The sequence below is a fragment of the Bradyrhizobium sp. genome (assembly GCF_035570375.1).
Classification (GTDB): domain Bacteria; phylum Pseudomonadota; class Alphaproteobacteria; order Rhizobiales; family Xanthobacteraceae; genus Bradyrhizobium.
In genome coordinates this window covers 1-12,182 of sequence record NZ_DATMLW010000117.1, presented here as the reverse complement: position 1 = coordinate 12,182, position 12,182 = coordinate 1, and the positions used below count along the sequence as shown (strand labels likewise).

Here is a 12,182-nt window from a genome sequence, read left to right as displayed (position 1 = left end):
GGGATCGAAGGGCGCGGGCTGGTATTCTTTCGACGATCACGGCGTCCACTTCATCGGTCTTGTCAACGTCGTCGACCTGAAGGGCGGTGGCCTCGGCAACCTTGGCGCCGAGCAGCTCGCCTGGCTCGAGGCCGACCTGAAGGGCAAGTCGAACAGCACGCCGATCGTCGTCTTCGCCCATATCCCGCTCCAGGTGATTTACAAGGAATGGGGCTGGGGCACCGAGGATGGCACGCGGGCGCTTGATCTGTTGAAGCGCTTCGGCTCGGTGACCGTGCTCAACGGCCACATCCATCAGCTGGCGCAGAAGGTCGAAGGCAACATGACCTTCCACACCGCTTTGTCGACGGCGTTCCCGCAGCCGGCTCCCGGCAGTGCGCCTTCGCCAGGCCCGATGGTCGTTCCCGCCGACCAGCTTCGTTCCAGGCTTGGTTTGTCTACCGTCACGGTAATGCAGGGCAACAAACCACTCGCCATCGTCGACAAGACGCTGGCTAGCTGATTCGAGGTCTCACATATGCAAACTTTGATGAACCAGCTGCGCATCGCTGCGGCGCGATTCTCTCCCGGTCGCGCCGTGGTGGTTGCGATGCTTCTCGGTCCGCTCGTTGGCGCCCTGCTGGCCTACGGCGCGGTCGCCGCACAGGAGCCAAGTACAGATGAAGTCAAGATCGACAACTTCGTCTTCAACCCGCAGGAACTGACGATTGCGGTGGGAACGACGGTGAAGTTTGTCAACCATGACGACATTCCGCACACCGTGGTCGACAAGAACAAGGGCTTCCGCTCGAAGGCGCTCGACACCGACGACTCGTTCTCCTTCACGTTCGCCAATGCAGGCACCTACGATTATTTCTGCGGCCTGCATCCGCATATGCAAGGGAAAATAATCGTGAAGTGACACGGGCAGTTGTGCATCCTGGTGCGTCACATATGACGACGATCCTATCGGTACACCGGGACGCTTTCCGGTGTACCGAACCCGAAAAGGCCATGTTACAAGAGGGATCGGAAGGCTCAGATCGCTTGTCTGGCCCGCAACGAGTATCGGTCCCGATCGTGCAGAACACGGATGAACGAGCAGCATTTGATGAAGTCTTCCTGCCGCATATGCCTGAGGCCTATCGCCTCGCCCATTGGCTCACCGGCAATGCGTCTGACGCAGAGGACATCGTTCAGGAAGCGGCGATTCGTGCATTTCGCGGCATCAAGAACTTCGGAGCCGTCAATGCACGCGCATGGTCCTTAACTATCGTACGCAATACGGCCTTCAGCTGGCTTGCGAAGAACAAGCCAAAGAAGGTCGTTTACCTGAATGACCTGAGTGCGGCGGAGCAACAGGAACTTGAATACGAAGGCCTGCAAGGCACGAAAGTAGAGACACCTGAGCAGATCGCTCTCTTCAAAGCGGATGCTGAGGAAATTGAGAAGGCGTTGGCGCAATTGCCCACGCAGTTTCGCGAGGTCATTGTTTTACGGGAAATGAATCAGATGAACTATCGCGATATCGCCGAGATAACCAATGTTCCCATCGGGACCGTGATGTCCCGCCTGTCCAGGGGCAGGCAGCTTCTGTTGGCTCTCCTGGGAGATCGAAAGTAGTTGATGATGATGGCCTTGCTGAAGGACGACGACGAATTGCTGTTGAACGCCTATTTCGATGGCGAGCTTGATCCGGCTTCGGCACGCGAGTTCGAGCGGCGCCTGGCAAGTGACGAGTCTTTGAAGGCGCGGTACGACCGCTTGCAGAAGTTGCGAGAGGGGGTTAGTTCGATTCCGCAAGTGGACATGCCGGCGGGCCTGCAAGCTAGCGTCCAGTCGCGATTGGACGCGGAGCGCCCGAACAATGTCCCGGTTCTGCGCCGCCGAACCTGGTCGTATCAGGCGCTTGCCGCCGCCGCGGTATTGGGCGCCGTCATCTCGAGCTCCGTCATGATGACGATGGAGCAATTCGGCCAGCGCGACAACGTGACGAGCGAGGTGGTTGCCGGTCACATCCGGGGCCTGCTCGCGCCGCAACCCTACGATATCGCGTCTTCCGATCGTCATACGGTCAAGCCGTGGTTCACCGCCCGCCTGCCCGCATCACCCCAGGTGCCCGACCTCGCAGCCCAAGGCTTCTCGTTGTTGGGCGGCCGTGTCGATGTTATCGGCCACGATCCCGTCGCCACGATCGTCTACAAACATGCAGCGCACACGATCAGCCTGACCACCTTGCGGTCAGGCCAGTCCATCCCGGATCAAACGGTTTCCGGATATAATGTTCGCAGCTGGAGCGATCCCTACTTCACCTATGTTGCGGTCTCGGATTTGGCCGGCGCTGATCTCGCGGCATTCGAACGCGCATTTTCCAAAGCCTCACCGGCGTCCGAAATAAAATAGGGCGAGCCCGGCTCCGCCACTTTCGTCATGCGCGGGCTCCGACCGGCGCGTCCATCTACAACAAGACTTCGCGAAGACGATGGATGCCCGGATTCCGGGCATGACGGAAACTGCCCACGGAGTGTCCCGCAAAGCGGATATATGCTAACAGCGTCCCAAGGCAGCAAAGCTGGGACGGATGACAAGGTCTAAAATCGTTGCGGGCATCGCCGCGGGGCTCTTGATCGGCGGCGTGGTGGCGGCCTTTGCAGTGGCGTGGCGACCCGCGATCCCGGCGATCGAACCGCCCGCGCCGCAGTCCTTTGATGCAAATCTCGTCAAACGGGGACGCGACCTTGCGGCGATCGGCAATTGCAACGACTGCCATACGGTGCGAGGAGGCAAGGCTTTCGCCGGTGGTCTTGCGGTGCCAACGCCGTTCGGCGCGATTTACTCCTCCAACATCACGCCGGACCCGGAAACCGGTATCGGTCGATGGTCCGAAGCTGCGTTCCGCCGCGCGATGCGATCCGGCGTCGATCGCGCCGGGCGGCACCTCTATCCGACCTTTCCCTACGATCATTTCACCAACGTCACCGACGAGGATGATCGCGCGCTCTACGCGTTTCTGATGACACGGCAACCGGTCCACGCGCCCGCGCGCGCCAACGAGCTCGCCTTTCCGCTCGATCAACGCTTTGTGGTGGCAGGCTGGAAATTGCTGTTCCTGCGGCGCGAGACCTACCGGCCGGACGGCGCGCAAAGCGCGGAGTGGAACCGCGGCGCATATCTCGTCGAGGGATTGGCCCATTGCGGTGCGTGCCATACGCCTCGCAATGCTTTGGGTGCGGAACGCGTGAGCGCGCCATTCTCCGGCGGCGACGTCGACAACTGGCACGCCTATGCGATCAATGCACGATCGCCTTCGCCGGTGCCGTGGGATACCGAGGCGATCTTCCGCTATCTGCGCCAGGGCTGGGATAAGGATCATGGCGTCGCGCGCGGGCCGATGGCCGAAGTTGTCAGCAACCTGTCGTCGGTGCAGGAAAGCGACGTGCACGCCATCGCTGTCTATATGACCAGCGTGTTCGGCCCGCCCAGCCAGGATCGCCTCCGCAAGGCCGATGAAGTACGCGCGAAAATCAACTCGCCGCCGTCACAGCCCGCACCGTCCAACGCGGCCGGCGCATCGATCTATACCGCCGCCTGTGCGACATGCCACGAATCCGCAAGGCCGTTGCCTTATGGCGGGGTCAACCTCGCTCTGAGCACGACGCTCAGCGCGCCCGACCCGCGCAATGCCGCCAACATCATCATCTCCGGCATCCAGCCGGTCGAAGGCGAGCGCAGCCCGATCATGCCGGGTTTTGGCTCGAGCATGACCGACGCGCAAGTTGCGGCCCTGTTGAACTACCTGCGCGGCCGCTTCAGCAACCAACCGGGCTGGAGCGACGTTGAAAAGACCGTGCGGGACGCAAGGCGCATGCAGACCGTCTTTCTCAAGGCCCAGCCGGGGCCGCACAACGCTCCCGGCGACCCGATCCAGCGAGACTAGAGCTCCGATTCCGAAGTTCGCAAGCTATCGCGGCGACCTCTGATGCGAACTTCGGAAGCAAAGGAGCTATAGCAACCTGTTGATTTGAGTAGCGGCTTTGAATTTGAAGTTCCTATCACGAACTTGCCGCGATACCGATAGGAACTTCAAATCCGCCGCACTAGTGCACCTATTTGAAGTTCCTGCACCACAAGCGGCGAAATTCGATCAGGAACTTCAAATAGAAAAGCGGCACTAGTGGAGTGGATTTGACATTCGCAACCCAACCTGCCGTAAAGACGGAAAGCGAATGTCAAATCCAAAACTCCACTGGAATTCAACATTTGCTAGTGGTCCCATGATTCTAACATTCGCAAAAGCGGCAGCCGAGAAGGGATGCGAATGTTAGAATCGGACCACTAGTGGAGCGGATTTGACATTCGCAACCCAACCTGCCGTAAAGACGGAAAGCGAATGTCAAATTCAAAACTCCACTGGAATTCAACATTTGCTAGTGGTCCCATGATTCTAACACTCGCAAAAGCGGCTGCCGAGAAGCGATGCGAATGTTAGAATCGGACCACTAGAATCGATATGTTTGCCAGTGCCCACGACTTTCCGAAGTTCGTGAGAGTGGGTGGCGCGATGTAACACGAACTTCGGAAAGTGGGCACTGGCCATGATTTCACTGAAGGTCAATGGTCGCGATCACCAGATCGATGCTGATCCCGATACTCCGCTGCTCTACGTGCTGCGCGAGGAGTTGAAGCTCAACGCCGCCAAATTCGGCTGTGGTCTCGGCCAATGCGGTTCGTGCACCGTGATGGTCGACGGCAACGCCGTATTGTCCTGCGTGACGCCGCTGCTCCTGCTCGAGGGCAGGCAGGTAACGACGCTTGAAGGACTGGGGACGGTCGATGCTCCCGCCCCGATCCAGCGCGCGTTCATGGAGGAGCAGGCGGCGCAGTGCGGTTATTGCATTGCCGGGATGATGATGCGGGCGCAGGCCTCGCTGCAGAAAAATCCCAAGCCGACCGACGAGCAGATCAGGGCCGAGCTGCAGCCGAATCTTTGCCGCTGCGGTACCCATATGCGCATTCTGCGCGCGGTGCATCGGGCCGCCCGACTGATGGATTCTGCCGCATTACCCTCCACCACCCAGGGGAGCGCGCGATGAACGGCCCCGTGATTCTCGATCGCCGCCGCGTGCTTGCGGGCGGCGGTGCGCTGATTGTCAGCTTCTCGCTGCCGGATGCTTTTGCACAGGACCAGGCGGCGCAGGCGCATGCGCCTAAGCCGCCGGGCAGCCTGGCAAAGACGCCATATCTCGACTCCTGGATTCGCATCGATGCCGACGGCACGATCACGGTATTCACCGGCAAGGCCGAAATCGGCCAGGGGGTGAAGACGGCCATCCAGCAAATCGCCGCGGAAGAACTTGATGTCCCCTTTGCCTCGCCGAAGCTGGTCACGGCCGACACAGGCCGTACCGCCAACGAAGGTTATACGTCGGGCAGCAATTCGATGAAGGAGAGCGGCACCGCCGTCCAGAACGCGGCCGCCCAGGTCCGCGAGCTTCTGATTGCGGAAGCCGCGCGACGCCTCAACGTGCCGGCGGAAAATCTCAAAGTCGAAAACGGCGCGGTGGTCACTGCGGACGGCCAGCGCCTTGGTTACGGCGATCTGGTCGCGGGCGACATGCTGCATGTGCAGGCGCAGGCCAAATCGAAATTGAAGGACCCGGCGACGTACAGGGTAATGGGGCAGGCGGTGCCGCGCCTCGATATTCCGGCCAAGGTCACCGGAGGTGCCGCTTACATCCAGGACATGCGGTTGCCGGGCATGGTGCATGCGCGCGTCGTCCGGCCGTCGAGCTACGGCGCCGAATTGATCGAGTGCGAAAGTTCAGCCGTCGGGAAGCTGCCGGGCGTCGTCAAGGTGATCCGCAACGGCAATTTTCTGGCCGTCGTCGCGGCCAAGGAGTTCCAGGCGATCAAGGCGATGGGCGCGCTGTCGCAGGCTGCGAAATGGCGCGAGATCCCGGGATTGCCGAAGCAGGACGACCTCGTTCACGTGCTCACCAGCCTGCCGTCGCAGGATTCGACGATATTTGAGCACAAGGACCCCTCAGTGACCGGCCAGAAGACAATCGAGGCCACTTATACGCGGCCCTATCAGGCCCATGGCTCGATCGGCCCAGCCTGCGCGATTGCGCAGTCGTCTGATGACGCGATGACGGTATGGACCCACACCCAAGGGGTTTATCCCGATCGGGCGGGCATCGCCGAAATGCTGCGCATGCCGGCGGAGAACGTTCGCTTGATCCATGTCGAAGGCTCCGGCTGCTACGGCCACAATGGCGCCGACGATGCCGCGGCCGATGCTGCCTTGATCGCGCGGGAGCTGCCGGGCGTTCCTGTGCGCGTGCAATGGATGCGCGAACAGGAGCACGGCTGGGAGCCGTTCGGACCGGCGATGGTGACCAGGCTGAAAGCCTCGCTGGATTCAAGCGGCATGATAGCTGCGTGGAATTTCGAAGTCTTTAGCAACACCCATTCGATGCGTCCGGGCGGCGCTGGATCGATGCTGGCGGCGCAGCACATGGCGCAACCAATCGCCGTCCCGGAGCCAAAGCCCATTCCGTTGCCGGAAGGCGGCGGCGATCGCAACGCGATCCCGATCTACAAATTTCCCAACGCGCATGTGGTGCATCACTTCATCCCGGCCATGCCGGTGCGGGTGTCCGCGATGCGGGCACTCGGCGCCTATCACAACGTATTTTCGATCGAGAGTTTCATGGACGAGCTTGCGCAGCTCGCCGGCGCCGATCCGGTCGAATTCAGGTTGAAACATCTTGACGACCGGCGCGGCCGCGACGTCATCGAAAAGGCGGCGCAAGCTTTCGGCTGGCAGAAAGGGCGCAAAGCCCCGCCCGATCGCGGATTCGGTTTTGCGTTTGCACGCTACAAGAATCTGGCGGCCTACTGCGCCGTTGCCAGTGAGGTGGAAGTTAACCGGGAGACGGGGCGGCCGCGTTTGGTCCGCGCGGTGGCGGCGGTCGACAGCGGCCAGGTCGTCAACCCGGACGGGCTGATCAACCAGATCGAAGGCGCAATTCTGCAGTCGACGAGCTGGACGCTGTACGAGGCCGTCACTTTTGACGATACGAGGATCACAAGCGTCGACTGGCAGACCTACCCGATCCTGCGCTTCGACGCGGTTCCTGAAAAGGTCGAGGTGCATGTCATCAACCGGCCGGGCCTACCCTTCCTTGGCAGTGGAGAAACCGGCCAGGGTCCCGCCGCGGCATCCGTTGCAAACGCGATCGCCAACGCCACGGGAAAACGGCTGCGCGACCTGCCGTTGACGCGGAAAAAAATCAAGGACGCGATCGACGCGTGAAAGCGCACCGGCTAAGCGGAAACCAAGAGGGTATGAGTACTCGCTCTAGATCATGATGCGAATAAATGGAATCGCAGCATGATCTCATATCCTTGTTCGAGCATGATCTCCACGCAAACGCGTCCCGCGTTGGTCGCGAGCGGAAACCGGTTTCCACTTTGCGCCAACGCGGCCCTTCGGGGCCGGATCATGCCTAGCCAGGTCTAATTACGGTCGCCCATTAGTTTGCCCATTGCGTTTGTCGCGAGGGGAAATTTCATCGATCGCGACCACCTCGCCGCTCGCCACATCGATGATCCGGCACGCCTCGCCTGGCCGTCAAGTCTTCGTGAAATGTGGGATGGCCAACACATCCCTCGTGAACGCGTGGCTTATGTTCGAGCCAATTGATGTGTCGCATCAAGACTCGACGTCATCCACGGAGCGAGGCCTTTCTCCAAGTCTAACCAACGGAGACCACCATGCAAAAAACTGCACTCACCATCTTCGGTGCGCTGCTGATCTCGGGATTGGCGGTCCAGATGGCAGCGGCTTCCCCGCACCACCACCGCGGCAAGGTCCACCTCAGCCATTTTCGAGGAGCCTATAATCAGGTGAGCGGGCCGACCGGCGTCGGTCCAATCCAACCAGCCTTCCAGCCAGCCTTCCAACCGGCGCCGTTTAACGATGACTGGGATTACGTCATCGGCAAGCCGCTCGACTCACACTCGGGCGACTGAAACGAAGAGCCCGGCTCGTCGAGCCGGGCTTGTCCCGCTAATTGGGGCGCGTAGTGCCTCTCGGTTCATCGCGCTGCACTGCCCACCGCAATTGCAGTGAGCGCCGTGCTGATTACTGCCTTGAGCGTCATTGGTTCTGTTCTTTCCAAGCTTCGTTGTTGGTTACGCTGGCTCGTGATCGAGCACGGCGTCGAAGAGATCGTCGGTTGCAATCACTTCCAGCAAATCGCTCGCCAACTTGGCGCTGCTGAGTCCGCGTGCGAGAGCGCATTGCCGCAGCGTGGCCGTGGCGCGCTCGCTCAAGGCCCGCAGCCGCAGCGACTTCGGCGACTTTGGCAACTTCGGCGGCTTCAACTCTGCCGGTCTGCGAAGGCTGATGCCGAACTTGGAGCATCGAACCTTCAACGTGCCCGCTGTGCAGCCCAGTTGGGCTGCGATCTCCGCGTTGCTCAAGCCTTCCCCGACCAGCGCGGGAATGCTGGCGAGTTTGTCTTGGGTGAGGATGGCCTTTCTCATAGCTCGCACTCCAAAATAAGTTGGCGGCGCGCGGAGCCTCAAGCCTCTGTTGCGGATTGTCGTTGAGGTAGGCCGCACGCTTGGCCAATGGCCAGTGTTCGCGCTCGTTGAGCCAAAACGCGAGAGCCGCAGCGGTGACTTAGCTAATCGCTTCATAGGCGCAAAAGGCGGCTCGGCAAAAACATCGCGTTTTAGGGGGCGCTAAACAGAAAGTCTTGTTATTGTGCGCCAATAATTTGTGTTTTTGCGCCTTCGGGGACGACCTTGCGTCAGGGCCGGGGGAGGTTTTCCTTTCGGAGACTGCAGGAGTTTCGAACGCGCAGCAGTTGGTCCGCTCCGATCATCTGGAACGCTTTTCTCCAACTTTGCTGTTCGCTGGGCGTCGTCATTCGACCAATGTACTTGGCCGCCGTCGCGCTCGACGACTGACATACCAAAACAAAAGCCGATGATTCACCTTGGTCAAAACGCCGGTCACTATAGCGAGCACGACAAGCACGCAATCATCATTGGTTTGTAGATCGGGATGTGCTCGCGCACCATTCGCCGTTCGACTGATTCAATCAGGAATCATCCCGTTTTGGCGCGAGACCCTTCGGGTCCGGATATTGTTCTATCGCAGCGAGAGTCCCGTCGCCACCTCGAGCTCGGCAATGGCTTGCGACGCGCTGACGACCTTGATCGTGGTCATGCCCATTTCGCGCGCCGGCTTGAGGTTGACGCCGAGATCGTCGAGATAGACGCAGCGTCTTGCATCGACGCCGAGAGCCTCGACCATCATCCGATAGATGCGCGGGTCCGGCTTCCTCAAGCCGATCTTCGCCGATTCAATCACATGGTCGAACAGAGCCATCACCTCGGCGATGTAGAGTGTCCGTCCGCCGGCGCTGCCAATCGCGTTGGCTGGAAGATTGTTGGTGATGCAGCCGGTCTTGAGCCTCGATCCTGTTCGTCTGAGCGCCTCCACCATTTCCGGCCGCAGATCACCCGCAAGCAGCGGCAACACGTCACGACCCCGGACTTCGGCGCCGAGCGCCAGCGATTCCGTCGCGAACAGCTCGTCGAATGTTTCGATATCCACCTCGCCCCGCTCAAATCTCGCCCAGGCATTTTCCAGGTGATTGGCGGCGTTGGTGCGCCGGATGATATCGGCCGGCAAGCCACGTTCGGCCTCAAAGCGCGCGAACGCCTCGAAGGGCGATGAGGTGAGCACCCCGCCGAAATCCCAGATCACTGCCTCGATCATCCCGATCCCCGTCACGCGCACATCGGTTCCATGCGGCTAACATGGTGAGGCAGTCGCGCACCAGCCTCTCGGGCTCTCGCTTGCTTAGCATAGGAAAATCAAATAGTTATTTTTGGCGCGAGCCGTTCATTCGCCGGCTGCGGCTCGAATCAGGTCGGCACGGAGAGTTTCCAGATTGGCCGCAACAGGCAGGCTTTGGCGAAAGGCGGGCTGTCGCGCTGCGCCACCGTGCATGAGCGGCACCGACAATCGACAGACCAGGCCCTCGGAGCGCCAATCGAAGTCGGCCCGGCCTCCCAATTGCGATTCGATGCTGGCAATGACGCTTTTCGTTCCGAAGCCGCGCGTCACGGGCTTGTCCACGCACGGGCCATCCCTTTCTTCCCACAAGATCTGAAGCACGTCGGCCACGATCTCCCATTTGATCGTCAGCCGGCCCGCCAGCGTGGACAGCGCCCCGTACTTTGCCGAGTTGGTGACGAGTTCATGCAGCGCCATCGCAAGTGTTTGCGCGGTGGCAGGCTGCAGCTGGACATTGGCGCCGCTGAAGGCGATCTGATCGCCCATGCTGGCATAGGGGGCGAGCTCTTCATCGACCAGCTTCGCCAATTCCGCGCCTTGCCAGCTCGACAGCGACAGGATGGTATGCACCCGCGCCAGCGCGCTGATGCGACCTTCCACGGCCTGTATGTAGTCCTTGACGTCGTCGCCCCGGGTCAACCGCACAATCGATTGTGCCAGCGCCAGCGCGTTCTTGGCGCGATGGTCGACTTCGCGGGTGAGAAGATTTTGCCGTTCCTCGGCGCGTTTCCGCTCGGTGATGTCGACCGTAACCCCGCTCACACGGATGACGCGGCCCGACTTGTCGAGGGTCGCGGCCGCGGTGCCAGCGCACCAGCGAATCTCGCCATCGGGGCGAACGATACGAAATTCGGTTTCGTACGATCTGACGCCCTTGTTGAAATTGTCGATTGCCTCCAGCAATTCATCGAAGTCGTCAGGGTGCAACAAGGGCTGAACATTGGCCGGACTGACCACGAACGTCTTCGGATCGACCCCGAATATCCTGAACTGCCCTTCGTCCCACATCCAGTCGCCGTTGATCCAGTCCCAGTCCCAGGACCCCATCTTCCCGGCCGCCAGCGCCAGGCTTCGCCGCTGCTCGCTTTGCAGAAGCATCGCGTTGGATTCCTCCAGTTCCCTCGTGCGCGCACGGACGCGGTCTTCGAGCTCGGCATTGAATCGCTCCAGCTGCCGCGTCTTGCGATAGAGTTCGGCGAACACCCTGATTTTGGCGCGCAGCACCTCCGGGATCACCGGTACCGGCACGTAGTCGACGGCCCCCATGGCGTAGCCGCGAAGCCGATCCAGATCGCTGACCTGAATGGCGGAAATGAAGATCATCGCCGTCTTCTGGAAGCGGGGATGTTCGCGGATCATGGCGGCAAGCTCGAAACCGTCGAGTTCGGGCATGCAGACATCGACCAGAATGACGGCGACCTCGTTCTTGAGCAGGAATTCGAGCGCTTCCCGACCCGATTCCGCGACGATGAGATTTTCGCCAAGCTCCTTCAGAATCACCTCATAGGCGAGCAGCTTTGCCGGCTGATCGTCGACCAGAAGGATATTTACCTTTTCGTTATCCATCATTTCGTACACCAATCAGCGATGCAGCCACATGCGTATCGCAAGCAGCAACTGCTCGGTGTTGACCGGTTTGGCAAGATAATCGGACGCGCCGGCTTCCAGGCACTTCTCGCGATCTCCCTTCATCGCCTTGGCGGTCAACGCGATGATGGGAAGCCGGCGGAATGACGGATCCGCCCGGATGGCCCCTATGGTCTGATATCCGTCCATCTGCGGCATCATGATATCCATCAGCACCACCGCGATCTCGGGGTTGGATTCCACCAGCGTAACCGCCTCGCTGCCGGTCGTGGCGGTAAGCACATTCATGCCGCGCCGCTCCAGAACGCTGGAAAGCGCGAAGATGTTGCGCGCGTCGTCATCGACCAGAAGCGCCGTCCGCCCGACGAGATCCTCATCCGAACTGTTGAGCTTTTCCAGCATTCGCTGTTTTTCGATCGGCAATTCCGTGATGACCCGATGCAGGAACAGCGAGGTCTCGTCCAGCAGCCGCTCGGGCGATTCCACGCCTTTCACCACGATGCTTCGGGCCATCGTATGCAGTTCCGCGTCTTCCTCGACCGAAAGCTCGCGGCCGGTAAAGACGACGACCGGTACGTCCGATAACGAATCGTCATTGCGGATGGAGTCCAGCACCTCGAAACCACTCATGTCAGGCAACCGCAAATCGAGGACGACGCAGTCGCATGGATTTTCGCGCAACGCGGAAAGCGCACCCGCGCCGGTGTCGGTCGTCACGATCTCAATGTCGTCGTGG

General features: G+C 60.5%; 12 protein-coding genes. 8 read left to right on the top strand and 4 right to left on the bottom strand.

The genetic code is table 11. The annotated features are described in order from the left end of the window. From VNX23_RS12000 to VNX23_RS11965, 8 genes are all read left to right on the top strand, one after another. On the top strand, positions 1 to 502 hold a 502-nt coding region (locus VNX23_RS12000), incomplete at its 5' end, for a metallophosphoesterase family protein (RefSeq protein WP_414642981.1). A gap of 27 nt (positions 503 to 529) precedes the next feature. Further along, positions 530 to 901, top strand: a complete 372-nt coding sequence (locus tag VNX23_RS11995; protein WP_325630258.1) for a cupredoxin family copper-binding protein — start codon at positions 530 to 532, stop codon at positions 899 to 901. A gap of 92 nt (positions 902 to 993) precedes the next feature. Beyond that, on the top strand, positions 994 to 1,602 hold the full coding sequence (locus VNX23_RS11990) for a sigma-70 family RNA polymerase sigma factor (RefSeq protein ID WP_325630256.1): 609 nt from the start codon (positions 994 to 996) through the stop codon (positions 1,600 to 1,602). A gap of 3 nt (positions 1,603 to 1,605) precedes the next feature. Further along, positions 1,606 to 2,382, top strand: a complete 777-nt coding sequence (locus tag VNX23_RS11985; RefSeq protein ID WP_325630254.1) for an anti-sigma factor — start codon at positions 1,606 to 1,608, stop codon at positions 2,380 to 2,382. 178 nt (positions 2,383 to 2,560) lie between these two features. Then, on the top strand, positions 2,561 to 3,916 hold the full coding sequence (locus tag VNX23_RS11980; protein ID WP_325630252.1) for a cytochrome c: 1,356 nt from the start codon (positions 2,561 to 2,563) through the stop codon (positions 3,914 to 3,916). A gap of 658 nt (positions 3,917 to 4,574) precedes the next feature. Continuing rightward, positions 4,575 to 5,072: a (2Fe-2S)-binding protein gene (locus VNX23_RS11975; protein ID WP_325630250.1), complete on the top strand. Its 498-nt coding sequence runs from the start codon at positions 4,575 to 4,577 to the stop codon at positions 5,070 to 5,072. Next, a complete protein-coding gene (locus tag VNX23_RS11970; protein ID WP_325630248.1) occupies positions 5,069 to 7,297 on the top strand; it encodes a xanthine dehydrogenase family protein molybdopterin-binding subunit in 2,229 nt (742 codons plus the stop codon). The genes VNX23_RS11975 and VNX23_RS11970 overlap by 4 nt, the downstream gene beginning before the upstream one ends. 461 nt (positions 7,298 to 7,758) lie before the next feature. Then, the gene (locus tag VNX23_RS11965) at positions 7,759 to 8,016 is read left to right on the top strand and encodes a hypothetical protein (protein ID WP_325630246.1); all 258 of its coding nucleotides are present in this window, start codon (positions 7,759 to 7,761) and stop codon (positions 8,014 to 8,016) included. A gap of 162 nt (positions 8,017 to 8,178) precedes the next feature. Here the strand turns inward: VNX23_RS11965 and VNX23_RS11960 are convergent, their stop codons facing one another. The 4 genes from VNX23_RS11960 to VNX23_RS11945 form a co-directional block, all read right to left on the bottom strand. Continuing rightward, positions 8,179 to 8,532 carry a hypothetical protein gene (locus tag VNX23_RS11960; RefSeq protein WP_325630244.1) on the bottom strand — a complete coding sequence of 118 codons (354 nt, stop codon included), beginning with the start codon at positions 8,530 to 8,532 and terminating at the stop codon, positions 8,179 to 8,181. Between the two features lie 613 nt (positions 8,533 to 9,145). Then, positions 9,146 to 9,778, bottom strand: coding sequence for an HAD-IA family hydrolase (locus VNX23_RS11955; protein WP_325630242.1), 633 nt, complete (start codon positions 9,776 to 9,778; stop codon positions 9,146 to 9,148). Between the two features lie 126 nt (positions 9,779 to 9,904). After that, positions 9,905 to 11,425, bottom strand: a complete 1,521-nt coding sequence (locus VNX23_RS11950) for an HWE histidine kinase domain-containing protein (protein WP_325630259.1) — start codon at positions 11,423 to 11,425, stop codon at positions 9,905 to 9,907. A 15-nt stretch (positions 11,426 to 11,440) separates the two neighbouring features. Beyond that, positions 11,441 to 12,182, bottom strand: a 742-nt coding sequence (locus tag VNX23_RS11945) for a response regulator (protein WP_325630240.1), incomplete at its 5' end; no start/stop codon positions are given.

What these genes read in the sequence shown, in the direction of transcription:
- VNX23_RS11965 (WP_325630246.1), top strand. Translation starts at nt 7,759, where the DNA reads ATGCAAAAAACTGCACTCACCATCTTCGGTGCGCTGCTGATCTCGGGA.
- VNX23_RS11985 (WP_325630254.1), top strand. Translation starts at nt 1,606, where the DNA reads ATGATGATGGCCTTGCTGAAGGACGACGACGAATTGCTGTTGAACGCC.
- VNX23_RS11990 (WP_325630256.1), top strand. Translation starts at nt 994, where the DNA reads ATGTTACAAGAGGGATCGGAAGGCTCAGATCGCTTGTCTGGCCCGCAA.
- VNX23_RS11980 (WP_325630252.1), top strand. Translation starts at nt 2,561, where the DNA reads ATGACAAGGTCTAAAATCGTTGCGGGCATCGCCGCGGGGCTCTTGATC.
- VNX23_RS11955 (WP_325630242.1), bottom strand. Translation starts at nt 9,778, where the DNA reads ATGATCGAGGCAGTGATCTGGGATTTCGGCGGGGTGCTCACCTCATCG.
- VNX23_RS11950 (WP_325630259.1), bottom strand. Translation starts at nt 11,425, where the DNA reads ATGGATAACGAAAAGGTAAATATCCTTCTGGTCGACGATCAGCCGGCA.
- VNX23_RS11960 (WP_325630244.1), bottom strand. Translation starts at nt 8,532, where the DNA reads ATGAGAAAGGCCATCCTCACCCAAGACAAACTCGCCAGCATTCCCGCG.
- VNX23_RS11975 (WP_325630250.1), top strand. Translation starts at nt 4,575, where the DNA reads ATGATTTCACTGAAGGTCAATGGTCGCGATCACCAGATCGATGCTGAT.
- VNX23_RS11995 (WP_325630258.1), top strand. Translation starts at nt 530, where the DNA reads ATGAACCAGCTGCGCATCGCTGCGGCGCGATTCTCTCCCGGTCGCGCC.
- VNX23_RS11970 (WP_325630248.1), top strand. Translation starts at nt 5,069, where the DNA reads ATGAACGGCCCCGTGATTCTCGATCGCCGCCGCGTGCTTGCGGGCGGC.